The 23,145-nt window shown below is 69.6% G+C and carries 22 protein-coding genes; 18 read left to right on the top strand and 4 right to left on the bottom strand.

Translation table 11 applies throughout. The features are described from left to right. Positions 1 to 146 precede the first annotated feature (146 nt). Positions 147 to 1,577, top strand: coding sequence for an NADP-dependent phosphogluconate dehydrogenase (gene gnd, locus FZN60_RS08770; protein WP_158873100.1), 1,431 nt, complete (start codon positions 147 to 149; stop codon positions 1,575 to 1,577). A 274-nt stretch (positions 1,578 to 1,851) separates the two neighbouring features. On the opposite strand, the gene tldD is transcribed toward gnd, so the two are convergent. Together tldD and FZN60_RS08760 are read right to left on the bottom strand one after the other, a co-directional pair. Next, positions 1,852 to 3,267, bottom strand: a complete 1,416-nt coding sequence (tldD, locus tag FZN60_RS08765) for a metalloprotease TldD (protein ID WP_158873099.1) — start codon at positions 3,265 to 3,267, stop codon at positions 1,852 to 1,854. 83 nt (positions 3,268 to 3,350) lie between these two features. Next, positions 3,351 to 3,929 carry an invasion associated locus B family protein gene (locus FZN60_RS08760; RefSeq protein ID WP_158873098.1) on the bottom strand — a complete coding sequence of 193 codons (579 nt, stop codon included), beginning with the start codon at positions 3,927 to 3,929 and terminating at the stop codon, positions 3,351 to 3,353. Between the two features lie 379 nt (positions 3,930 to 4,308). Here FZN60_RS08760 and coxB point away from each other — a divergent pair, with 379 nt between their 5' ends. The 11 genes from coxB (at position 4,309) to rnhA (ending at position 13,671) form a co-directional block, all read left to right on the top strand. Beyond that, complete coding sequence (gene coxB / locus FZN60_RS08755) at positions 4,309 to 5,226, top strand: cytochrome c oxidase subunit II (protein WP_246726670.1); 918 nt, start codon at positions 4,309 to 4,311, stop codon at positions 5,224 to 5,226. Positions 5,227 to 5,253: 27 nt separating this feature from the next. Then, positions 5,254 to 6,858, top strand: a complete 1,605-nt coding sequence (gene ctaD / locus FZN60_RS08750; protein ID WP_158873096.1) for a cytochrome c oxidase subunit I — start codon at positions 5,254 to 5,256, stop codon at positions 6,856 to 6,858. Between the two features lie 132 nt (positions 6,859 to 6,990). Next, on the top strand, positions 6,991 to 7,941 hold the full coding sequence (gene cyoE / locus FZN60_RS08745; RefSeq protein WP_158873095.1) for a heme o synthase: 951 nt from the start codon (positions 6,991 to 6,993) through the stop codon (positions 7,939 to 7,941). A gap of 1 nt (position 7,942) precedes the next feature. Beyond that, positions 7,943 to 8,089, top strand: coding sequence for a cytochrome c oxidase system small membrane protein (locus FZN60_RS08740; protein ID WP_158873094.1), 147 nt, complete (start codon positions 7,943 to 7,945; stop codon positions 8,087 to 8,089). Beyond that, entirely contained in the window at positions 8,086 to 8,706 is a 621-nt protein-coding gene (locus FZN60_RS08735; protein WP_158873093.1) for a cytochrome c oxidase assembly protein, read from the top strand. Before FZN60_RS08740 ends, FZN60_RS08735 begins: the two co-directional genes overlap by 4 nt. A gap of 185 nt (positions 8,707 to 8,891) precedes the next feature. Then, the gene (locus FZN60_RS08730; protein ID WP_158873092.1) at positions 8,892 to 9,770 is read left to right on the top strand and encodes a cytochrome c oxidase subunit 3; all 879 of its coding nucleotides are present in this window, start codon (positions 8,892 to 8,894) and stop codon (positions 9,768 to 9,770) included. Between the two features lie 109 nt (positions 9,771 to 9,879). After that, positions 9,880 to 10,284, top strand: coding sequence for a DUF983 domain-containing protein (locus tag FZN60_RS08725; RefSeq protein WP_158873091.1), 405 nt, complete (start codon positions 9,880 to 9,882; stop codon positions 10,282 to 10,284). Continuing rightward, entirely contained in the window at positions 10,281 to 11,057 is a 777-nt protein-coding gene (locus tag FZN60_RS08720; protein ID WP_246726669.1) for an SURF1 family protein, read from the top strand. Before FZN60_RS08725 ends, FZN60_RS08720 begins: the two co-directional genes overlap by 4 nt. A gap of 99 nt (positions 11,058 to 11,156) precedes the next feature. Next, entirely contained in the window at positions 11,157 to 12,191 is a 1,035-nt protein-coding gene (gene ispH / locus FZN60_RS08715; RefSeq protein WP_255475925.1) for a 4-hydroxy-3-methylbut-2-enyl diphosphate reductase, read from the top strand. 17 nt (positions 12,192 to 12,208) lie between these two features. Then, positions 12,209 to 13,189, top strand: coding sequence for a homoserine kinase (locus FZN60_RS08710; protein ID WP_158873090.1), 981 nt, complete (start codon positions 12,209 to 12,211; stop codon positions 13,187 to 13,189). After that, positions 13,186 to 13,671 (top strand): ribonuclease HI, encoded by a 486-nt coding sequence (gene rnhA, locus FZN60_RS08705; RefSeq protein ID WP_158873089.1) that lies wholly within the window; start codon positions 13,186 to 13,188, stop codon positions 13,669 to 13,671. Before FZN60_RS08710 ends, rnhA begins: the two co-directional genes overlap by 4 nt. A 251-nt stretch (positions 13,672 to 13,922) precedes the next feature. On the opposite strand, the gene uxuA is transcribed toward rnhA, so the two are convergent. Both uxuA and FZN60_RS08695 read right to left on the bottom strand, forming a co-directional pair. Then, positions 13,923 to 15,125, bottom strand: a complete 1,203-nt coding sequence (uxuA, locus tag FZN60_RS08700; protein ID WP_158873088.1) for a mannonate dehydratase — start codon at positions 15,123 to 15,125, stop codon at positions 13,923 to 13,925. Between the two features lie 43 nt (positions 15,126 to 15,168). After that, positions 15,169 to 15,885 (bottom strand): GntR family transcriptional regulator, encoded by a 717-nt coding sequence (locus FZN60_RS08695; protein WP_158873087.1) that lies wholly within the window; start codon positions 15,883 to 15,885, stop codon positions 15,169 to 15,171. Between the two features lie 104 nt (positions 15,886 to 15,989). Here FZN60_RS08695 and uxaC point away from each other — a divergent pair, with 104 nt between their 5' ends. The 6 genes from uxaC (at position 15,990) to FZN60_RS08665 (ending at position 23,140) form a co-directional block, all read left to right on the top strand. Continuing rightward, positions 15,990 to 17,390, top strand: a complete 1,401-nt coding sequence (gene uxaC, locus FZN60_RS08690) for a glucuronate isomerase (RefSeq protein ID WP_158873086.1) — start codon at positions 15,990 to 15,992, stop codon at positions 17,388 to 17,390. Between the two features lie 50 nt (positions 17,391 to 17,440). Beyond that, positions 17,441 to 18,616 carry an ABC transporter substrate-binding protein gene (locus FZN60_RS08685; RefSeq protein WP_158873085.1) on the top strand — a complete coding sequence of 392 codons (1,176 nt, stop codon included), beginning with the start codon at positions 17,441 to 17,443 and terminating at the stop codon, positions 18,614 to 18,616. 151 nt (positions 18,617 to 18,767) lie between these two features. After that, a complete protein-coding gene (locus FZN60_RS08680) occupies positions 18,768 to 19,874 on the top strand; it encodes an ABC transporter ATP-binding protein (protein WP_158873084.1) in 1,107 nt (368 codons plus the stop codon). Continuing rightward, on the top strand, positions 19,871 to 20,791 hold the full coding sequence (locus FZN60_RS08675) for an ABC transporter permease (protein ID WP_158873083.1): 921 nt from the start codon (positions 19,871 to 19,873) through the stop codon (positions 20,789 to 20,791). The genes FZN60_RS08680 and FZN60_RS08675 overlap by 4 nt, the downstream gene beginning before the upstream one ends. A gap of 4 nt (positions 20,792 to 20,795) precedes the next feature. Beyond that, complete coding sequence (locus FZN60_RS08670; protein WP_158873082.1) at positions 20,796 to 21,641, top strand: ABC transporter permease; 846 nt, start codon at positions 20,796 to 20,798, stop codon at positions 21,639 to 21,641. 11 nt (positions 21,642 to 21,652) lie between these two features. Beyond that, positions 21,653 to 23,140 carry a mannitol dehydrogenase family protein gene (locus FZN60_RS08665; protein ID WP_158873081.1) on the top strand — a complete coding sequence of 496 codons (1,488 nt, stop codon included), beginning with the start codon at positions 21,653 to 21,655 and terminating at the stop codon, positions 23,138 to 23,140. Positions 23,141 to 23,145 lie beyond the last annotated feature (5 nt).

The following is a 23,145-nucleotide window of genomic DNA, read 5'->3' as shown; positions in this document are numbered from 1 at the left end:
AATACGAACGATCTATTCATATGTAAAGCGCGGATTGCTCGCGCCGACGGGGTGCCAAAGCGTCGCGCGCGGGGATAGAAGGTCAGTGAAGCGGAGGAGCCGGCCGGAAGGGCCGCTCCGGGGCAGAAGCCGATGGGAGTGGAACGATGAGCGAAGCGGTTGCCGATCTGGGCGTTCTGGGCATGGGAACGATGGGCGCGAACCTGGCGCTGAACTTCGCCGACCAGGGCGGCTTCACCGTCGCCCTGTTCAACCGGACGGTCGAGAAAGCCCGGCGCGTGCCCGCCGACAATCCCGAGCTCGCGTCCCGCCTCGCCCCCGCCGACACGCTGCAGGCCTTCGTCGCCTCGCTCAAGGCCCCGCGCGTCGTCGTCGTCATGGTGAACGCCGGCGCCCCCGTCGACGAGCAGATCGAGCACCTCGTGCCGCTGCTCTCGCCCGGCGACATCCTGATCGATGCCGGCAATGCCGACTTCAACGACACGGTGCGCCGCGACGCGGCGCTGAAGGATTCGGGCATCCTGTTCGTGGGCATGGGGGTCTCGGGCGGCGAGCTCGGCGCGCGCCACGGACCCTCCATCATGGTGGGCGGCGACGAGGCGGTCTGGCAGCGCCTGAAGCCGCTTCTGGAGCCGATCGCGGCCAAGTACGAGGGCTCGCCTTGCGTCGCCTGGCTGGGACCCGACGGGGCGGGGCACTTCGTCAAGACCATCCACAACGGCATCGAATATGCCGACATGCAGATGATCGCCGAGATCTACGGCATCATGCGCGACGCCCTGACCATGACCGCGGCCGAGATGGCGCCGGTGTTCAGCCGTTGGAACGAAGGGGGCTTGTCCTCCTACCTCATCGAGATCGCGGCGGTCACGCTGAAGGAGGTCGACCCTGAGACGAACCAGGCCATGGTCGACGTCATCCTCGACGAGGCGGGGCAGAAGGGCACGGGCCGCTGGGCGGTGATCGAGGCGCAGAAGCTCGGCATCGGCGCGACGACGCTTGAAGCCGCGGTGTCGGCCCGCGGCGTGTCCTCGCGCCGGAACGAGCGGCTCGCCGCCGCCAGGATCTACGGCGGCGTGTCCACCGAGCCCTCGGGCTTCGCGGCCGGCGAGGTCGGCCTGTCGGAGCTGGAGGCGGCGCTGGAAACGGCCAAGATCATCGCCTACGCTCAAGGCTACGCCACCATGGCCGAGGCGAGCCGGGCCTTTTCCTGGAACCTGCCGCTCGGCGAGATCGCCCGCATCTGGCGGGCGGGCTGCATCATCCGCTCGGTGTTCCTGGACGACATCACCAAGGCCTACGAGACGGGCGAGACGGTGGTGAACCTCCTGCAGGCGCCGAGCTTCACGAGCCGCGTCGCGGCGGGGGAGGGGGCGCTGCGCGGGGTGGTGGCGAAGGCGGCGCTCGCCGGCGTGCCGGTGCCGGCGCTCTCGGCCGCGCTCGCCTACTTCGACGACTACCGCCGGGCGCGCGGCACGGCCAACCTCATCCAGGCCCAGCGCGACCTCTTCGGCGCCCACACCTTCCGGCGGCTGGACAAGGAAGGCACCTTCCACCACCACTGGCCGGCGGTGTGAGGAACGGCGGTTGAGCTTGATCTGACAATCGGCGGCAGGGCGCTGTTTTCCTCGCCCGCTTGCGGGAGAGGGTGGCCGGCGAAGCCGGTCGGGTGAGGGTGTCGGCCTGCGAAAGCGGCCAAGCAAAGACCAGCGTCGCGAAGCGTCCTTCGCCTTCGTCGCCCCAGGGCGAGCCACGCGTCTCGCCCGCCCTTCGGGCCCCTCATCCCCCTGCCGGGACCTTCTCCCGCGAGCGGGAGAAGGGAGAAGTTTCGGTGCCGCGATCGCCCGCGCTTCAGGCCTCCGTGCCGCCCACCGTCACCTGGTCCATGCGCAGGTGCGGCTGGCCGACGCCGACCGGCACGCCCTGGCCGGCCTTGCCGCACATGCCGATGCCGAGATCGAGGGCGAGATCGTTGCCGACCATCGAGACGCGGTGCATCGCTTCCGGCCCGTTGCCGATCAGCATCGTGCCCTTCAGCGGCTCCTCCACCCGGCCGTTTCGGATCCGATAGGCCTCGGTGCAGTTGAACACGAACTTGCCGGAGGTGATGTCGACCTGGCCGCCGTTGAAGGACACGGCGTAGATGCCGTCCGTCACCGAGGCGAGGATCTCGTCCGGCGTGTAGGAGCCCCCCAGCATGAAGGTGTTTGTCATGCGCGGCATGGGCGCGAAGTCGAAGGACTGGCGCCGGCCATTGCCGGTCGGGGCGACGCCCATCAGTCGGGCGTTCTGGCGGTCCTGCATGTAGCCGACGAGCTTGCCGTCCTCGATGAGGACGTTGCGGCGCGTCGGCGTGCCCTCGTCGTCGATCGTGAGCGAGCCGCGCCGCTCGGCCACCGTGCCGTCGTCGACGACGGTGACGCCCTTGGCGGCAACCTGCTGGCCCAGGAGGCCGGCGAAGGCGGAGGTCTTCTTGCGGTTGAAGTCGCCCTCGAGCCCGTGGCCCACCGCCTCGTGCAGCATGACGCCCGGCCAGCCCGAGCCGAGCACGATGTTGAAGACGCCCGCCGGCGCGGGGACCGCGGTAAGGTTGACGCGCGCCTGGCGCAGCGCCTCGTCGGCGACCCGCTTCCAGTTGGCTTCAACCAGGAACTCGCCGAAGCCGGTGCGCCCGCCGGCGCCGGACGACCCCGTTTCCTGCCGCGACCCCTCGCCGCAAACCACCGACACGTTGATGCGCACGAGCGGGCGCACGTCCTTCACGAGGTGCCCGTCGGCGCGCAGGATCTCGACGACCTGCCATTGCGAGCCGAGCGAGACCGACACCTGCCGCACGTCCTCGCCCTGCGCGCGCAGATGCGCGTCGATGGCCTGGAGGAGGCGTACCTTCTCCTCGAAGCTCGGCGCCGGAATCGGATTCTCGTCGCCGTAGAGCTTCTGGTTGGTGCGCGGCGGCGCCTCCGAATAGGTGCCCGAGCGCCCGGCGCGCACGGCCGACACGGCGTCCGCCGCGCGCCGCAGGCCGCTTTCCGTCATCTCGCCGGAATGGGCGAAGCCGACCGCCTCGCCCGACACCGCGCGCAGGCCGAAGCCCTGCGCCGTGTTGAAGCTCGACCCCTTCAGGCGCCCGTTGTCGAAGCCGAGCGATTCGGATTCGCGGTATTCCAGGAAGAGCTCGCCGTCATCGGCGCTCTTGAGCGTTTCGCCGAGGATCGCCTCGATCTCGGCCTGCGATATGTCGAAGCGCTCGATCAGCGACGCGGCCATGCGGGACTCCTCGGACTTCAAGCAAGAATCGTCGAACTGGAGGCCCGCACATAAGCACGCGCGCCCGCGCTGCCAATGCGGCCTCAGGGAAGGGCGGCGAAGCCGTCCTTGAAGCCGGTGAGGTCGACGTCGACGCCGATGCCCGCTTCCGGCGTCTGGAAGATCGAGAACACCGCGCTCTTGCCGTTCGACAGGACGTCCAGGAGCGAGACGCTGCGCTGGTTGTCGGCGATCATGTCGAGCGAGGTTTCGGCGTAGCAGCCGTCCGAATAACAGCGCAGGAAGTTGATCGAGCCGAACTTCTTTCCGTCGACGAAGAGGCCGAGCCCGCCCTGCGGCGGCGACAGGATGACGCCGAGCGGGGCGCGCACGCGCAGGATCCGGGCCTTGCCGTCCGCCGTCTTGAAGGCGACCACCGACAGGTCGATCTCCGGCCGCGCCTCGTCGACGACGCGCTGCAGAAGCACGCACTGCTCGCTCGACGCCCCGGGCGGCTGGTCGCAGACGACGGCCCAGGCCCCGTGCTGCGAGCGCACCGTCCCGGTGACGTCGGACTGCGCGCGGGCGATCGTGGCCGGCGCGGCGGCCGCGAGAAGAGCGAGAAGGCCGGCGGCTGCGGCGCGAACCGACCGTGCGACGTGGCGAGAAAGGAGGAGCGGCATCTCGGCTTTCCGAATCGAAGAGGTGCCACAAGCTTCTGCAGCCTCATGGCGAATGAATGGTTACGAGGAGGCTTCGAGGCCCTGTTCGAACGGCCTCGCGCCAGTCCAAGGCTCGTCGGCCAAACGGCGACGCTCCGCTGTGGCCCGAAGAAACCATTGACGTCCAAAGGTTTTCTCCCGCAAGCCGTCGCCGGAGGCGCCTTTCTGTCGCAAGATGTGCGCTAGTTTGGAATGTTGCGAAACCGGCTTTTTCGTGGTTTGAAGCCGGGCGGGACCCCAACGCACCACCGGCGCCTCCGCGGCTTCGCGAGCCGCGCGCCCGTGCGCGAAAGGGACGAGGGCGAGGCGGCCGGTCCGCGCGCGACAGGAGAGAGCATTGGTGAGACGATCCTTCTTCGGGGCAGCGGCCCTTCTCGGCTCGGCCGGGGCGGCTCTGGCGCAATCGGCGGAGGAGCTTCCGCCCGGTCAGCCGCATCCCTGGCAGATCGACCTCCAGGAGGCGGTCTCCCCGATCCAGTCCCAGATCCATTGGTTCTCGAACTATACGCTCTGGTTCATCGTCCCGATCACGATCCTCGTCGCCGCGCTCCTCGTCTACGTGATCGTCCGCTTCGCCGAGCATCGCAACCCGACGCCCTCGCGCACCAGCCACAACACGGTGATCGAGGTGATCTGGACCGTCGCGCCGGTTCTGGTCCTCGTGTGCCTCGCCATCCCGTCCTTCCAGCTCCTCACCGCGCAGTACAATCCGCCGCGCGAGCCGGAGATGACGGTCAAGGCGACGGGCTACCAGTGGTACTGGGAGTACGAGTACCAGCCGGCCGCGCTGCCCGAGCCGGGCGCCGAGACGCCACCGAACGTGTCCTTCGGCTCCTATCCGCTCGGCGAGGACGACCGCGAGGCCTCGGGCAAGGTCGACCGCGTTCTGTACCCGCACCTCCTCGCCGTCGACCAGGAGCTCGTGGTTCCCGTCGACACCGAGATCCGCCTCCTGTCGACCTCCGCGGACGTGATCCACTCCTTCGCCATGCCCTCCATGGGCGTGAAGGTCGATTCCATCCCGGGCCGCATCAACGAGTACTTCTTCAATCCGCAGCGCGAAGGCATCTTCTACGGCCAGTGCTCGGAGCTCTGCGGCCAGAGCCACTACAACATGCCGATCGCCATCCGCGTCGTGTCCAAGGAGCAGTTCCAGCAGTGGTACACCGCCGCCGGCACCGATCTGGCGGGCGCCAACGCCCAGCTCAACGCGTCGATCGAGACGGCTCGGGGCGGCGTCGCCGTCGCCGCCCGCTGACGGACCTCATCAGGGAAGCCTCGCACCATGGCCACCAGCGCCGTACATGACGACGCCCACCACGACCACAAGCCGCACGGCTGGGTCCGCTGGGTTTATTCGACGAACCACAAGGACATCGGGACGCTCTACCTGATCTTTGCGATCTGCGCGGGCGTCTTCGGCGGCGCGCTCTCGGTCGCGATGCGCATGGAGCTCCAGCAGCCCGGGCTCCAGATCTTCTCCGACCCGGCCGTCTACAACGTCTTCACCACCGGCCACGGCCTCATCATGATCTTCTTCATGGTGATGCCCGCTCTGATCGGCGGCTTCGCCAACTGGATGATCCCGATCATGATCGGGGCCCCGGACATGGCCTTCCCGCGCCTGAACAACATCTCGTTCTGGCTGCTCGCCTGCTCCTTCCCGCTGCTCGTCCTGTCGATGTTCGTGGAAGGCGCGCCCGGCTCGCACGGCGCCGGCACCGGCTGGACGCTCTACCCGCCGCTCTCGGTCTCCGGACATCCCGGTCCAGCCGTCGACCTCGCGATCTTCGCGCTGCACCTGTCGGGCGCGTCCTCGATCCTGGGCGCGATCAACTTCATCACCACCATCCTCAACATGCGCGCCCCCGGCATGACGCTGCACAAGATGCCGCTCTTCGCCTGGTCCGTGCTGGTCACCGCCTTCCTGCTTCTCCTGTCGCTCCCGGTTCTCGCCGGCGCGATCACCATGCTCCTAACCGACCGCAACTTCGGCACGACCTTCTTCGCGCCCGAGGGCGGCGGCGACCCGATCCTGTACCAGCACCTGTTCTGGTTCTTCGGCCACCCCGAGGTGTACATCCTGATCCTGCCGGCCTTCGGCATCGTCAGCCACATCATCTCGACCTTCTCGAAGAAGCCGGTCTTCGGCTATCTCGGCATGGCCTATGCCATGGTCGCCATCGGCGTCGTCGGCTTCGTGGTGTGGGCGCACCACATGTACACGACCGGCATCTCGCTCAACACGCAGCGCTACTTCATGTTCGCGACCATGGTGATCGCGGTGCCGACCGGCATCAAGATCTTCTCCTGGATCGCTACCATGTGGGGCGGCTCGATGCAGTTCCGCACACCCATGCTCTGGGCGATCGGCTTCATCTTCCTGTTCACCGTCGGCGGCGTCACGGGCGTCAAGCTCGCCAACGCCTCGGTGGACCGCTACCTCCACGACACCTACTACGTCGTCGCGCACTTCCACTACGTGCTGTCGCTCGGCGCCGTCTTCGCCATCTTCGCCGCCTGGTACTACTGGTTCCCGAAGATGAGCGGCTACATGTACAACGAGACGATCGGCAAGGCGCACTTCTGGATCACCTTCATCGGCGTGAACCTCGTCTTCTTCCCGCAGCACTTCCTGGGTGCCGCCGGCATGCCGCGCCGCTACGTCGACTATCCCGAGGCCTTCGCCGGCTGGAACATGGTCTCCTCGATCGGCTCCTACATCTCCGGCTTCGCTGTCCTCGTCTTCCTCTGGGGCATCTACGAGGCCTTCCAGAAGAAGCGGATCGCCGGCGCGAACCCCTGGGGCGCGGGCGCGACCACGCTCGAGTGGCAGCTGTCCTCGCCGCCGCCCTTCCACCAGTGGGAGCAGCTGCCGCGGGTCCGCTGATCCCGGCGCCCATAGGAGGCCCGGCCGTCGCGCCGGGCCCGTTCCGGAAGCGGCCGCCATCGATGGCGCCGCACCCTTCCCCGAAAGAACCGGGCGGATCCTTCGCCCGGCACTCCTGTTCAAGGTGACGAGTTGAGCCTGATCGAGATCGACGACGGCCGCGCCGCGGGCGCGACGGTGAGCCTGGCGGAGCCCGGAGACTTCCTGGCGCTCATGAAGCCGCGCGTGATGTCGCTCGTGCTCCTCACCGCGGTCACCGGCTATGCCATGGCGCCGGCGACGCTGGACCCGGTGCTCGGCTTCATCTCCATGCTGTCGATCGCCGTCGGGGCGGGCGCGGCCGGCGCGCTCAACATGTGGTACGACGCCGACATCGACCGCCTGATGACCCGCACCGCCAAGCGCCCGGTGCCGACCGGCCGCGTCGCGCCGGAATCGGCGCTTGCCTTCGGCGTCGCGCTCTCGCTCCTGTCGGTGATGACCCTCGGTCTTGCCTCGAACTGGGTCGCGGCCGGCTTCCTCGCCTTCACCATCTTCTTCTACGCCGTCATCTACACGATGTGGCTGAAGCGCTCGACGCCGCAGAACATCGTGATCGGCGGGGCCGCCGGCGCATTCCCGCCGATGGTCGGCTGGGCCGCGGCGAGCGGCAACGTGACGGTGGAGAGCGTTACCCTCTTCCTGATCATCTTTCTTTGGACGCCGCCCCACTTCTGGGCGCTCGCGCTCTTCAAGATGCGCGACTACGGCGCGGCCGGCGTGCCCATGCTGCCGAACGTCTCCGGCGAGAAAGCGACGCGGCTGCAGATCCTCCTCTACAGCCTCGTGCTCGTACCGGTCGGCATCGCGCCCTTCGCCCTCGGCTTCGCCTCGCCCGTCTACGGCGTCGCCTCGATCCTTCTCGGTGCAAACTTCCTGCGCCACGCGCTCGCCGTCTACCGCATGGCCGACGGCGACGCCGCCATGGTGCCGGCCAAGCGCCTGTTCGGCTTCTCGATCCTCTATCTCTTCGCGCTCTTCGCCATCCTCCTGTGCGAGGCGCTCCTCGCGCGCGGGCTCGGCCTGCCGCTGATCGGGGGCTGAGATGGACGACGATCGCGTCACCCTCACGCCCGCGCAGGCCAAGGCGCGTCGCCGCCGCTCCATCGCCATCGGGCTCTTCCTGGTGGCGCTCGTCGTGATCTTCTACTTCGTCTCGCTCGCCAAGATGACGAGCGGCTGGTCCTCATGACGCGCGATCCCGCCCCGCCGCGCTCGATGCGCCGCGACGTCACCGTCGCTGTCGCCTGCGCCGCCTTCGCGCTCGGCATGGTCGGCGTGTCCTACGCCGCCGTCCCGCTCTACGAGCTGTTCTGCCAGGTCACCGGCTACGGCGGCACGACCCAGCGCGCCGAGGCCAACACGACGACGCTCTCCGACCGCAGCGTCACGGTGCGCTTCGATTCCAACGCGTCTCCCGGCGTGCCCTGGACCTTCCGGCCGGTGGAGCGCGAGGTGCGCGTGAAGCTCGGCGAAACCCGGCAGATCGCCTACCGCGTCCGCAACGACTCGGATCGCACGGTCACCGCGAGCGCGACCTTCAACGTGTCGCCGCCGCTCGCCGGCGTCTACTTCAACAAGATCCAGTGCTTCTGCTTCAACGAGCAGACGCTGAAGCCCGGCGAGGAGGTCGACATGCCCGTCGTCTTCTTCGTCGACCCGGACGTCGCGACCGTGCCGGAGCTGAAGAGCTTGCCGGCGATCACGCTGTCCTACACCTTCTTCCCCGTCGAGGGGCCGGCAGACGTCGCCGGGGGAGCCGTCACCCCGACGGTCGGCGACGCCATCCCCGCGCCCCGAGGCGGTTGATCAGCCGGGCCGGACCCCTTGCGGGCCCGGCTTGACGATCCCGCCGCGGCGGGATGAATGAAGACGAGGGCGGCCGCTCGGAGCTTGGCTTCGCGGTCGCCGGCACGGAACCAGACGTCGGAGTGTCGACGGGCGCCGCCCGGGGGGACGCGACGGCACGCCGAACTGAGGAAGCGGGAAGACCCATGGCCGAGGCGCACGCCAAGCATCACGACTACCACATCATCGACCCGAGCCCGTGGCCCTTCCTCGCCTCGCTCGGCGCCTTCGTCATGCTGTTCGGCGCCGTCGCCTGGATGCGCCACATCTCGGCGCAGCAGATGCTGCTGTTCGGGATCGATTTCGCGACGCCCTGGATCTTCTTCCTCGGTCTCGCGCTGGTCCTCTACTGCATGTACGCCTGGTGGTCGGACACCATCAAGGAAGGCCAGGAAGGGCACCATACCCGGGTCGTCGCGCTGCACCTGCGCTACGGCATGATCATGTTCATCGCCTCCGAGGTGATGTTCTTCGTCGCCTGGTTCTGGGCCTTCTTCGACGCCAGTCTGTTCCCGAACGAGGCCGTGCAGGTCTCCCGCACGCAGGTCCTCGGCGGCGTCTGGCCGCCGGCTGGCATCGAGGTCCTCGATCCGCTGCACCTGCCGCTGTTCAACACGGTGACGCTGCTGCTCTCGGGCACGACCGTCACCTGGGCGCACCACGCCATGCTGCACAACGACCGCAAGGGCCTCGTCTGGGGCCTGACGCTGACGGTCATCCTCGGCGCGATCTTCTCCTACGTCCAGTACTACGAATACGCCCATGCGCCCTTCGCCTTCGCCGGCTCGATCTACGGTTCGACCTTCTTCATGGCGACGGGCTTCCACGGCTTCCACGTCCTCGTCGGCACGATCTTCCTCCTGGTCTGCCTGATCCGCGCGGTGCGCGGCGGCTTCACCCCGGAGAAGCACTTCGGCTTCGAGGCGGCGGCCTGGTACTGGCACTTCGTCGACGTCGTCTGGCTGTTCCTGTTCTTCGCCATCTACGTCTGGGGCAGCTGGGGCGCGCCGCTCCACGCCGGCTGACGGGCCGCGGCGTGCCGCCCCGTGGCGGCCGCCCGCGACGATCGCCATATCCGCGAAAGGCGGCCGGCCCGACCGGTCGCCTTTCGCGCGTTCTGAAGGACCCACGATCATGGCCGACGCCCCCTCGCTTCGCGCCGCGCCCGCCGCCGACCCGGTCAAGGCGGGGCTGTCCGGCCGCTGCCCGCGCTGCGGCCGGGGGAAGCTCTTTTCCGGCTTCCTCAAGCTCGCGCCGGAATGCCCGCGCTGCCGGCTCGATTACGCCTTCATCGACTCGGGCGACGGTCCGACCGCCTTCGTGATCCTTCTCGTCGGCTTCGTGATCCTGGGCGGCGCGCTTTGGCTGGAGCTGACGCTGGCGCCCCCGATCTGGGTCCACTTCGTCCTTTGGCTCCCTTTGACGCTGATCCTGTCGTTGCCGCTCCTGCGCATGATGAAGGGTCTCTTGGTCGCCGTGCAGTATCGCAACAAGGCCGCGGAAGGGCGCCTCGACGTGCCGCCGGAAACGCGGGCATGAGCGGGACCGAAACGATGCTCGCCGAGCCGCGCGAGCCCTCGCGCCTGCGCCGCTGGGTCGCCCATGCCGGCGTCCTCGTCGCTCTCGCGATCCTTCTGGCTCTCGGCACCTGGCAGGTCGAGCGGCTGCACTGGAAGCAGGGCATCATCGACACGATCGAGGCGCGCCTCGGCGCCGCGCCCATGCCGATCGCCGAGATCGCGGCCATCGCTGCCGAGACCGGCGACGTCGACTACCGGCCCGCGGTCGCCAAGGGCCGCTTTCTCAACGCGGACGAGCGCTTCTTCCTGTCGACCCATGCGGGCCAGGCCGGCTGGAACGTCTACGTGCCCATGGTGCTCGACGACGGGCAGGGGATCCTCTTCGTCAATCGCGGCTTCGTCCCCTACGAGCGCAAGGATCCCGCGACGCGGCGCGAAGGTCAGGGCGAGGGCAGCACGGAGGTGCGCGGCCTTGCCCGCAACGAGCGGCCGAGCCAGTCCGGCTGGTTCGTGCCGGAGAACGATCCGGAACGAAACGTCTTCTTCTGGGCCGACATCGCCGACCTTTCGGCCGGGCTCGACCTTCCCGCCGGCCAGCGCGTGCTGCCCTTCCTTCTCGATGCCGGCCCGGGTGCCGCACCCGGCGGCTGGCCGGTCGGCGGCACGACCATCGTCGACGTGCCCAACAACCACCTGCAATACGCGATCACCTGGTACGGCCTCGCGCTGACCCTCGCCGTCATGTATGGCGGCTTCCTCGTCAAGCGCTGGCGCCGACCGGCCACGCCTTGACAGCGAGCGGCGCCATCCCTTCATTCGGCCGGAGCCGCCAAGCCTCGCCTCGCCTTGCCCCGCCGCCCCGCTCCCGGAGCCACCATCCCCGTGTCATCCATCCTCGATCGCCGCCCGACCCTGCCGCCGCTGACGCTCCGCATGTGCGAGCCGCGCGGCTTCTGCGCGGGCGTCGACCGGGCGATCCAGATCGTGGTGCTCGCGCTGAAGAAGCACGGGGCGCCGGTCTACGTGCGCCACGAGATCGTCCACAACCGCTACGTCGTGGAAGGCCTGAAGGCCATGGGCGCGGTCTTCGTCAAGGAGCTCGACCAGATCCCCGACGACGGACGCCCGGTGGTGTTCTCCGCCCACGGCGTGCCCAAGTCCGTGCCGGCCGCGGCCGAAGCGCGCGAGATGCTCTATCTCGACGCGACCTGCCCGCTGGTCTCCAAGGTCCACAAGCAGGCCATGCTGCACGTGAAGCGCGGCCGCCACGTCATCCTGGTCGGCCACAAGGGTCATCCGGAGGTCGTCGGCACGATGGGCCAGCTGCCGGAGGGCACGATCACTCTCGTCGAAACGCCGGAGGACGTCGGCCGGCTCCAGCCGCTCGATGCCGCGCAGCTCGGCTTCGTGACGCAGACGACGCTGTCGCTCGACGACACCGCCGAGGTGATCGCCGCGCTTCAGGCGCGCTTTCCTCAGATGGCGGCGCCCTCCAGCGACTCGATCTGCTACGCCACCACCAACCGCCAGGAAGCGGTGAAGGCGGCGGCGCCCGGCGCAGACTTCTTTCTCGTCGTCGGCGCGCCGAACTCGTCCAACTCCAAGCGCCTCGTCGAGGTCGCGACGCGCGCCGGCGCCAAGGGCTCGATCCTCGTGGAAGGCCCGCAGGACCTGCCCTTCGACCGCATCCCGGCCGGCGGCGTCCTCGCCATGTCGGCCGGCGCTTCGGCCCCGGAAGTCCTCATCGACGGCATCGTCGAGGCCCTGCGCGCCCGGTTCGACGTGACGATCGAGCTGGTGCGAACCGCGATCGAGGACGAGAACTTCCCCGTCCTGCGCACGCTTCGCGACGTGCCGCTGGAGAGTGCCGACATGGCCTTCGTCAACGGCGAGCGCCGCTCGAGCCCCGTTTCCGACGCCGCCTGAGAGCCGAAGCGAGACCCATGGCCGTCTACACCGACGTCACCGAGCCCGATCTCTCGGCCTTTCTCGGCCTCTACGATCTCGGCCGCCTCCTGTCCTACAAGGGCATCGCGGAAGGCGTGGAGAACTCCAACTTCCTTCTGCGCTGCGATGCCGGCACGTTCATCCTGACGCTCTACGAGAAGCGCGTCGCCAGGGGCGACCTTCCCTTCTTCGTCGGCCTGATGGAGCACCTGTCCGCCCGCGGCCTGTCCTGCCCGCTGCCCGTCGCCAACGGGGCAGGCGAGACGCTCGGCGAGCTCGCCGGGCGCCCGGCCGCGATCTTCACCTTCCTGGAAGGCATGTGGACGCGCCGCCCCTCGGCCGACCAGTGCCGCGAGGTCGGCGCCGCCATGGCCCGCATGCACCGCGACGCCGCGGACTTTCCCATCCCGCGGCCCAACGCCCTGTCCGTCGCCGCCTGGCGCCCGCTCTTCGAGGCCTGCGACGGCCGAGCCGACGAGGTCCGCCCCGGTCTGGGCGAGACCATCCAGGCAGAGCTCGACCACCTCGAGGCGAACTGGCCGACGGATCTGCCCGCCGGCGTCATCCATGCCGACCTCTTTCCCGACAACGTCTTCTTTCTCGGGGGCGAGCTGTCGGGCCTCATCGATTTCTACTTCGCCTGCAACGACTTCCTCGCCTACGACCTCGCCATCGCGCTCTGCGCCTGGTGCTTCGAGCCCGACGGCTCGTTCAACGCGACCAAGGGCGCCAAGATGCTCGGCGGCTACGCCGGCGTGCGCCCGCTCACACCGGCCGAGATCGAGGCCCTGCCGCTGCTCGCCCGCGGCGCGGCCATGCGCTTCTGCCTCACCCGCCTCTACGACTGGCTGAACACGCCGGACGGCAGCTTCGTGACGAAGAAGGATCCGGTCGAGTACCTTCGGAAACTCCTCTTTCACCAGCGCGTGCGAAGCGTCGCCGAATATGGCGTGCCCGCGGAAAGGCTGACGAGTTGAGCGAAACCGAGACGACCACCACCGCCCCCAAGCGCGTCGCCATCTTCACGGACGGCGCCTGCTCCGGCAATCCCGGCCCCGGCGGCTGGGGCGCGATCCTGCGCTTCGAGGGCACCGAGAAGGAGCTGAAGGGCGGCGAGCCCGTCACCACCAACAACCGCATGGAGCTCCTCGCCGCCATCGAGGGGTTGAGGCTCCTCAAGCGTCCCTGCGTCGTCGACCTGCATTCCGACTCGCAATATCTGCGCGACGGCATCACCAAGTGGATCCACGGCTGGAAGCGCAACGGCTGGAAGACCGCCGACCGCAAGCCCGTCAAGAACGCCGAGCTCTGGCAGGCCCTGGATGCCGAGCGCGACCGCCACGACGTGACCTTCCACTGGGTCCGCGGCCATGCCGGCCACGTCGAGAACGAGCGCGCCGACGCCCTGGCGCGCGCGGGCATGGAGCCCTTCAAGACCAAGCGCCGCGCGGCGGGCTGAGCGGCTTTTCAGGATAAGGCGCTGCCTTCCCTCGCCCGCTTGCGGGAGAGGGTGGCCGGCGCAGCTGGCCGGGTGAGGGTGTCGGCCGCGCAAGCGGCCCAACGAGGAACTTCGCGACCGCGACGCTCGCCTTCGGCACCCCTGGGCGAGCCACGCGTCTCGCCCGCCCTTCGGGCCCCTCATCCCGCTGCCGCGACCTTCTCCCGCCAGCGGGAGAAGGGAGCAGCGTCGGAACATCGGCTTCCGAGCGTTCAAGCCGCTCGTACCGTCTCCGGCGGGTGGCCCAGCGCATGAAGGATGCCACGAAGCTCGGCCAGTCCCCGCATCCGGCCGATCGCCGGGTAGCCGGGCGTCACCGTCTTCGACAGGTCGTCCAGCATCCGGTGGCCGTGGTCGGAGCGGAACACGATCGTCTCGCCGGCGCTTCGCCGCTTGTCCTCGGCCGCCAGCTCCTTGAGCACCGCGACCATGTCGGTGTCGCCGTCGAGATGCGCGGATTCGTGGAAGGTCCTCGGATCGGCCTCCCGTCGCGTGTTGCGCAGGTGCGCGAAGTGGATGCGGGACGCGAAGCGGCGGGCGATCGCGGGCAGGTCGTTGTCCGCCCGCGCGCCGAGGCTGCCCGTGCAGTAGCACATGCCGTTGGCGGGGGAGGGGACCGCCTCGAAGAGGGCGGCGTAGTCCTCGGCCGTGGACGCCACGCGCGGCAGGCCGAAGAGCGGGCGCGGCGGATCGTCCGGGTGCAGCGTCAGCTTCACGCCGACGCTCTCGGCCGCCGGCGTCACCGCTGCCAGGAACTCGATCAGGTGCTGGCGGAGCTTGGCCGAATCGATCGCGCGATACTGCTCCAGCTTGTTGCGGAAGGCGGGGATCGTCAGCGGCTCGGTGGTCGATCCGGGCAGGGCGCTCGCGATGTTGCGCACGAGATTGGAGACCGCCTGGTCGTCCATCGCCTCGAAGATGGTCTTGGCGCGGGCGCGGTCCTCGGCCGACCAGTCGGCCTCTGCGCCCGGGCGCTCCAGGATGAAGAGGTCGAAGGCCGCGAAGGTGTCGACGTCGAAGCGCATGGCGGTCGCGCCCGTGTCGGTGACGAAGTCGAGCTCCGTCCGGCACCAGTCCACCACCGGCATGAAGTTGTAGCAGACGATCGGAATGCCGACCCGGCCGACGTTCTCGAGGCTCGCGATCCAGGCCTCGATCTCCGGCTTCGCCGCCCCGCCCGTGCGCTTCACCGCGTCGGGAATCGGGATGCTCTCCACCACCGACCAGCGGAGCGGCACGCGCCCCGGCGCGGTCGTCTCGATCATCTCGCGCCGCGCTTCGACGGCCTCGGCGCTCCACACCGCGCCGATCGGCACCTCGTGCAGCGCGGACACGACGTCCGTCGCTCCGACCTGGCGCACCTCTTCCAGCGTCACCGGCGCCGCCGGCCCGAACCATCGCCATCCTTGGCGCATGCCTGTCCTCCCGTCCGGCCCGTTCTGGTTGCCGGAACTCTGCTCAAACGAAATAGGTGGGGTAGCGCCCCTTCAGCGCGTCGACGTCGGGGATGACCGCGCTCAGATGCACGGTCATGGCCGCCTTGGCTCCCGCCGCGTCGTTGGCCGCGAGGCAGGCGCGGATCGTCTGGTGCTCGGCGATGACCTGCTCCATGCGCCCGAGCACCGGCAGGGTCAGGCGCCGCGCCCGGTCCATCTGCACCTTCACCAGCGCGAGCAGGGACCAGATGCCGGGATGGCCGGCGACCTCGGCGATCGCCGCGTGGAAGGCCTCGTCCGCCTCGTGGAAGGCGTCGACGTCGTCGGCGGCCGCGGCCTGCTTCTGCCGGCGGATCGTCGCGTCGACGCCGCGAAGGCCAAGCTCCGTCGCGCGCTCGGCGGCCTTTTCAACCGTGATGCCTTCCAGCGCCTTGCGGATCAGGACGGCCTCGGGGATCGCGTTGACCGGCACGCGCGACACGAAGGTCCCGGCCTGCGGGCGCACGTCCACGAGCCCGATCTCGGCGAGGCGGATCAGCGCCTCGCGCACGGGCGTGCGGCTGACGCCGAAGCGCTCGATCAGCATCCGGTCCTGCAGCGGCGTGCCGGGCGGCAGGCGCGAGGCGACGATCTCGGCCCGCAGGGCCTCGAAGATCTGGGTGGCGGACGTGATCCGGCGCGCCTTGGCGACGGGACGCGCCGCGGCGGAGACGGCATCGAGAAGGGCCTCGTCGGACATCAGGATTCCTTACGGTCCGGAATTGACATGCTAGTATATCAATTGTACCAACCTGCCAAGGCCGGACGGAGACCCGCGCGGCGGGCCGGCGAAAGGGAGGACGGATGGGCTTGCACCCGGATAGGCTTCTGCCGATCGAGCCGGAAGCGCGCGATGTCGCGCGGCGCCTGTTCTCGGGCGTCGAGATGCTGCCCATCCTGTCCCCGCACGGACATACCGAGCCGTCCTGGTACGCCGAGAACGGGCGCTTTCCCGACCCGGCGGCACTGTTCGTCGTTCCCGACCACTACATCTTCCGCATGCTGTTCTCGCAGGGCGTGCCGCTCGAAGCGCTCGGCGTGCCGCGCACCGACGGCGGCGCGGTCGAGACCGACGGGCGCCGGATCTGGCGCCTCTTCGCCGAGCACTACCACCTCTTCCGGGGCGCCCCCTCGCGCCTCTGGTTCGAGCACTCGCTCCAGACGGTGTTCGGCATCGAGGAGCGGCTCACGGCGGACAATGCCGACGCGCTCTACGACCGGATCGCCGAGGCGCTCGGGCGCGACGACATGCGCCCGCGCGCCCTTTACGAGCGCTTCCGCATCGAGGCGATCGCGACGACGGATTCGGCGCTCGACGATCTGAGGCACCACGACGCGGTGCGCGCCAGCGGCTGGCGGGGGCGGGTGCTTCCGACCTACCGGCCGGACGCCGTGGTCGATCCCGAACGTCCGGGCTTCCAGGACGCCCTCGCGCGCTTCTTCGAGCTGACCGGCGAGACCGAGACCTGGGCCGGCTATCTCGCGGGGCACAGAACCCGCCGCGCCTACTTCAAGGCGCGCGGCGCGACGGCCACCGACCACGGCCATCCCTCGGCGCGAACCGCCGACCTTCCCGCGGCCGACTGCGAGCGCTTGTTCGAGGCGGTGCGCTCGGGCCGCTCGAACCCGGCCGAGAACGAGCTGTTCCGCGCCCAGATGCTGACCGAGATGGCCCGCATGAGCCGCGAGGACGGCCTCGTCATGCAGATCCATCCGGGCTCGGTGCGCAACCACAACGCCCCGCTCTTCGCCCGCTTCGGCTTCGACAAGGGCGCCGACATTCCGAGCCGCACGGACTACGTCGAGGCGCTGCGCCCGCTGCTCGCCGCCGTCGGCAACGATCCAAGCGTCACCGTGATCGTCTTCACGCTCGACGAGACGTCCTATTCGCGCGAGCTGGCGCCGCTTGCCGGGCACTATCCCGCGCTTCGGCTGGGGCCTGCCTGGTGGTTCTTCGACAGCCCCGAGGGCATGCGCCGCTTCCGCGAAACGACGACGGAAACGGCCGGCTTCTACAACACCGTCGGCTTCAACGACGACACGCGCGCCTTCCTGTCGATCCCGGCGCGGCACGACATGGCGCGGCGCGTCGACTGCGCCTTCCTCGCCCGGCTCGTCTGCGACGGCCGGCTCGACGAGGACGAGGCGCACGAGGTCGCCCACGATCTCGCCTACCGGCTGGCGAAGAACGCCTACCGGCTCTGAAGAATGCCAGCCCCGGTCGGGAGCCGCGGGCGACAAGGGAGGACCACACCATGCGCATGACCCGCAGACGCTTCATGGGGACCACCGCGGCCGCCGCCGGCGCGACGCTCTTCGGCGGCAAGGCCTTCGCCGCGCTCGCCGCCCCGTCGAGCCCGGTGACCATCACCGTCGCCGACGTCGCCGGTAACCTGGCGCTGACCCAGGCGGCCATGGAGCGCTACACCGAGGCCAAGCCCGAATGGGCGAGCCGCATCGCCTTCACCAAGGCGCCGGCGCCCGAGCTTCCCGCCAAGCTGAAGGCGCAGCAGGCCGCCGGCCGCGTCGACATCGACCTCGTGCTGACCGGCACGGACGCGCTCTCGGCCGGCCTCGACCAGGGCATCTGGACCGACCTCTCGCCCTATAAGGCCGACCTGCCGAACCTCGAAGGCATCTACATCCCCCAGGCCTTCAAGATGCAGGGGATGGCCAAGGACCACGGCGTCGTCGTGTCCTATTATCCGTCCGGCCCGCTGATCGAATTCATGCCCGACCGCGTGGCGACGCCGCCGAAGACCGCCGAGGAACTCCTCGCCTGGACCAAGGCGAACCCGAACAAGTTCATCTACGCCCGCCCCTCCAATTCCGGGCCGGGGCGCACCTTCCTGATGGGCCTTCCCTACCTCCTGAAGGACGCCGATCCGCGCGATCCCGAAAAGGGCTGGGACAAGACCTGGGCCTATCTCGAGGAGCTCGGCCAGAACATCGAGTACTACGCCTCGGGCACGACGCAGACCATGCGCGAGTTCGGCGAGGGCACGCGCGATATCGTCGTCACCACCACCGGCTGGGACATCAACCCGCGCGTTCTCGGCACGGTGCCGGCCGAAGCCGAGGTCGGCACGCTCGCCGGCTTCCACTGGGTGACGGACGCCCACTACATGGTGGTTCCGAAGGGCGTGCCGGAGGAGAAGCTCGCCGTTCTCCTCGACCTCATGAACTTCATGCTGACGCCCGAAAGCCAGGCCTACGCCTACGACCAGGGCTACTTCTATCCCGGCCCGGCGGTGAAGGACGTGCCGCTCTCCATGGCGCCGGAGGAGAGCCGCCTCGCGATCGAGGAGTTCGGCCGTCCGCAATACGACGAGTGGATCGCCAACAACCCGATGGAAACGCCGCTCGACGCCGACAAGCTCGTGACGGCCTTCCGCCTCTGGGACGAGCGCATCGGCGCCAAGAAGGGCTGAGCCCGGTCAACAGAGACAATCGACGTTTCGGCTCCTTCCCGGTCGGGGAGGGGCCGCGACCCGTCACGACAGGAAGCCGCCCGGATCGGGCGCTTCGGCGGCCGGCCTCGCGCCCGGCGCTTCTTCTTCGATCCGTTCCGGAGCCATCGCGATGAACGCCCACACGATCAGCCCCAAGGCCGCGGCTCGCGCCGTCCCGCCCCAGGCGGGCGGCGGACGCCTCGAACTCGTCGGGCTCAAGCGCGCCTTCGGCGACTACAACGCGCTGGCCGGCATCGACCTCACCGTCGAGCGCGGCGAGTTCATCGCGCTGCTCGGCCCCTCCGGCTGCGGCAAGTCGACGGCGCTGAACTGCATTGCCGGTCTTCTCGCCCTCACCGGTGGCGAGATCCGCCTCGACGGGCGGCCGATCCACGAGCTGGAGCCGGAAAAGCGCGGCTTCGGCATGGTGTTCCAGTCCTACGCGCTGTTTCCCCACCTGACGATCCGCAAGAACGTCGGCTTCGGCCTCGCCATGCGGGGCGTGCCCAAGGCCGAGGCCGAGGAGCGCATCGACGCCGCGCTCGACCTCGTGCGCCTGCGCGAGCAGGGCGCCAAGCTGCCGGGACAGCTGTCCGGCGGCCAGCAGCAGCGCGTGGCGATCGCCCGTGCCATCGTCATCCGCCCGCCCATCGTCCTCATGGACGAGCCCTTGTCTAACCTCGACGCCAAGCTGCGGCTCGAGATGCGCGCCGAGATCCGGGCGATCCACGAGGCGATCGGCTCCACCACCATCTATGTCACGCACGACCAGGACGAGGCGCTCTCGCTCGCCGACCGGATCGTCGTCATGTCGAACGGCGTGATCCGCCAGGTCGGCGGCCCCGAAGACCTCTACGAGCGGCCGAACCACGTCGACGTCGCCGACTTCATGGGCTTTCGCACCCGCATCGCCGGCCGCGTCGCGGACGCGTCGGGACTGGTGGAGGCGGCCGGCGGGCGCCTGACGCTTCCCGCCGCGCGCGACCACGCGCCGGGCGCGAGCGTCACCGTGTCGGTCCGGCCGGAGGACCTCGTGGCGACGCGCGGGACCGGCGAGGGCGTGCCGGCGAGCGTGCGCTCGATCGAATATCGCGGCCGGGCCTGGTTCGGCTCGGCAGCGCTGAACGACGGCACGGTCGTCTTTTTCCGGGCCGAAACCTCGCTGCCGAGCGGCGAGAGCGTGACGCTGCGCTTCGACCCGGCCCGCACCCTCGTGTTCGCGGGAGGGGGGCGATGACCGACGCGGCCTTTTCCGCCCCGGGCCGGTCCTCGGCCCCCGAACGGCTCTCCTTGAAGACGCGGCTCGCCGCGCGTGGGCTCGACGGCACGACGCTTCTCGTCCTGCCCGGTCTCCTCGCGATCCTGGCGCTCTTCGTCTACCCCTTCGTCTACGGGATCGTCGATTCGGTCACGCCGGAGACCGGCGCCTGGTACGAGAACTACCGGCGCTTCTTCTCCGAGCCCTTCCTTTACAACACGATCGCCGCGACGCTCTGGCTCGCTCTGCCGGTGACGCTGGTCAACCTCGCGCTCGCCGTGCCGATCGCCTTCCGGGTGCGGCTGATGCGGCGCCAGCGCCTGCTCACCACCATCCTCGTCCTGCCGATCACGCTTGGCACCGTGCTGGTCGCCGAAGGGCTCCTGAACTTCCTGGGGCCGCGCGGCTGGTTCAACCAGGCGCTTCTCTTCATCGGCCTCATCGACGGGCCGCTGCGCCTCACCAACAATTACTGGGGCGTCTTCGCCTCGCTCCTGATCACCGGCTTTCCCTTCGCCTTCCTGCTGACGCTCTCCTACGTGTCGGGCATCGACCCGGCGATCGAGCAGGCGGCCGCGACCCTCGGGGCGAATGCCCGTCGGCGCTTCACCCGCGTCTTCCTGCCGCTCCTGGTGCCGGGCCTGGCGGTCACCTTCTGCCTCGCCTTCGTCCAGGCCTTCGCGGTGTTCCCCTCGGCCGTGCTTCTCGGCGCGCCGGCGGGCCCCACGCGCGTCATCTCGATCGCGGCCTATTCGGCGGCCTTCGAGGAATACAACCATTCCCTGGGCTCGGCGATCGCCATCATCATGGGCGTCGTCCAGCTCGCCGTGGTGCTCGCGGTCCTCGGCCTTCGCGGGCTCTTCTATCGCGGCCCGGCCGGCGGAACGAAAGGCTGACCTCATGATCCGCGATCAGGGCATCGGCTCGAAACTCTGGCGCGCCGCCGTCTGGGCGCTCGCCATCCTCTTCGTCCTCAACCTCCTCGGCGTCATCGCGGCGGTGGTGACGAACTCGCTGGCCACGCGCTGGCTCGGCACGCTCCTGCCGGTCGGCTGGACGACGCGCTGGTACTTCTCCGCCTGGAGCGAGTTCCAGCTCACCGACGTCCTTCTCGTCACCTTCCAGATCGTCTTCCTGGTGACGCTCCTGTCGGGCCTCATCGGCATCACCGCGGCCTACGCGCTGGCGCGGCGGGACTTTCCCGGCAAGCGCTTCGCCGTCCTCCTGTTTCTTCTGCCGCTCCTCGTGCCGCCGCTGACCTACGGCATCCCGCTCGCGACCCTCCTCTACCAGGTCGGTCTCGGCGGCTCCTTCTGGGGCGTCGTGATCATCAACCTCGTGCCCTCGATCCCCTTCGTGGTGCTGGTGATGATCCCCTTCATCGAGCAGATCGACCCCCGCGTCGAAGCGGCGGCCCGCGTCTTCGGCGCCGGCACCTGGAGCCTCTTCGCGCGCATCCTCCTGCCGCTCCTCCTGCCGGGCATGCTGGCGGCACTGCTTCTCGTCCTGGTCCGCACCATCGCGATGTTCGAGCTGACCTTCCTCGTCGCCGGGCCGACCAGCCAGACCCTCGTCGTCTCGCTCTACTACGCGGTCTTCGCCTCGGGTGTTCGCGCCTCGCAGTCGATCGACGCCATGGCCGTCGTCTACATGGTGACGACGCTCTTCTGGCTCGTCCTGGCGCTGCGCTTCGTCAACCCGACGCAGATCGTGGCGCGCGCCAAGCAGTCGCAGCCGGCACACTGAAAGGACCTCGCATGACCCGCTTGTCGCAGACGACGCTCGCCGCGCTGCCGGAGGGCGTCGCCCGCCCCGCCTACGACCGCGCGGCCCTGCGCGAGGGCATCGTCCATCTCGGCCTCGGCGCCTTCCACCGCGCCCACCAGGCGGTCTACACGGAGGACGCGCTGGCGGCGGGCGATCCCGCCTGGGGCATCGTCGGCGTGTCGCTGCGCAGCCCCGACACGCGCGACGCGCTGGCGCCCCAGGACGACCTCTTCACGCTCGCGGTGCGCAGCGGCGAGGGCACGCGCCTGCGCGTCGTCGGCTCGATCCTGCGCTGCCTCGTCGCCCCGGAGGACCCGGAGGCCGTGCTCGCCGCGATGACCGCGCCGGACACGCGCATCGTGTCCCTCACCGTCACGGAAAAAGGGTACTGCCACCGTCCGGCGACGGGCGAGCTCGACGAGACCCATCCAGACATCCGCCACGACCTCGAGAATCCGGCCGCGCCGCGTTCGGCGCCGGGCTTCCTGGTCGAGGCGCTGGCGCGCCGCCGCGCCGCGGGCGTGCCGCCCTTCACCGTCCTGTCCTGCGACAACCTTCCGGCCAACGGCCACACCGCGGCGCGCGTTGTGGCCCGCTTCGCCCACCTGCGCGACCCCGAGCTCGGCGCCTTCGTCGAGCGCGAGGTGGCCTTTCCCTCGACCATGGTCGACCGCATCGTGCCGGCGACCACCGACGCCGACCGCGCCATGGTCGCCGAGGCGCTCGGCCAGGACGACGCCTGGCCGGTGATGACCGAGCCCTTCACGCAGTGGGTGGTCGAGGACCGCTTTCCTGCCGGCCGGCCCGACTGGGGTTCGGCTGGGGCGACCTTCGTTGCCGATGTCGAGCCCTTCGAGCTGATGAAGCTGCGCCTCCTCAACGGCTCGCACTCGACGCTCGCCTATCTCGGCTACCTTGCCGGCCACGAGACCGTCGCCGACGCCATGGCGGCGCCGGGCTTCGCCGAGCTCCTGGCGGGCCTCATGGAACGCGAAGCCTCGCCGACCCTGCCGAGCCTGCCCGGCTTCGACCTGGCGGCCTATCGCGCCGAGCTTCTCGACCGCTTCCGCAATCCGGCCCTGCGCCACCGCACCTGGCAGATCGCCATGGACGGCTCGCAGAAGCTGCCGCAGCGCCTCCTCGGCACGATCCGCGACAACCTCGCGGCCGGCCGTCCGATCGACCGCGCCGCCCTCGGCGTCGCGGCCTGGATGGTCTACGCCACCGGCCGCAACGAGGCCGGCGAGCCGATCGACGTGCGCGACCCGCTCGCCGACCGCTTCGCGCAGGCGACGAGCGAGCGGCCGCGCGACGTCGACGGCCTCCTCGACGCCTATCTCGGCTTCGCGGAGGTGTTCGGCACGGACCTGCCGGCCTCCGAGCCCTTCCGGGCGGCGGTGGCGCGGGGGCTGTCGTCCCTTCTTTCGGACGGGGCGGCCCGCACCGTCGCCCGTTTCGGTCCGGCGTCATCGAGCTGACGCCG

This window comes from Antarcticirhabdus aurantiaca (genome assembly GCF_009765365.1).
GTDB classification, from domain to species: domain Bacteria; phylum Pseudomonadota; class Alphaproteobacteria; order Rhizobiales; family Rhizobiaceae; genus Antarcticirhabdus; species Antarcticirhabdus aurantiaca.
This window is presented reverse-complemented; position numbering and strand designations above follow the sequence as displayed.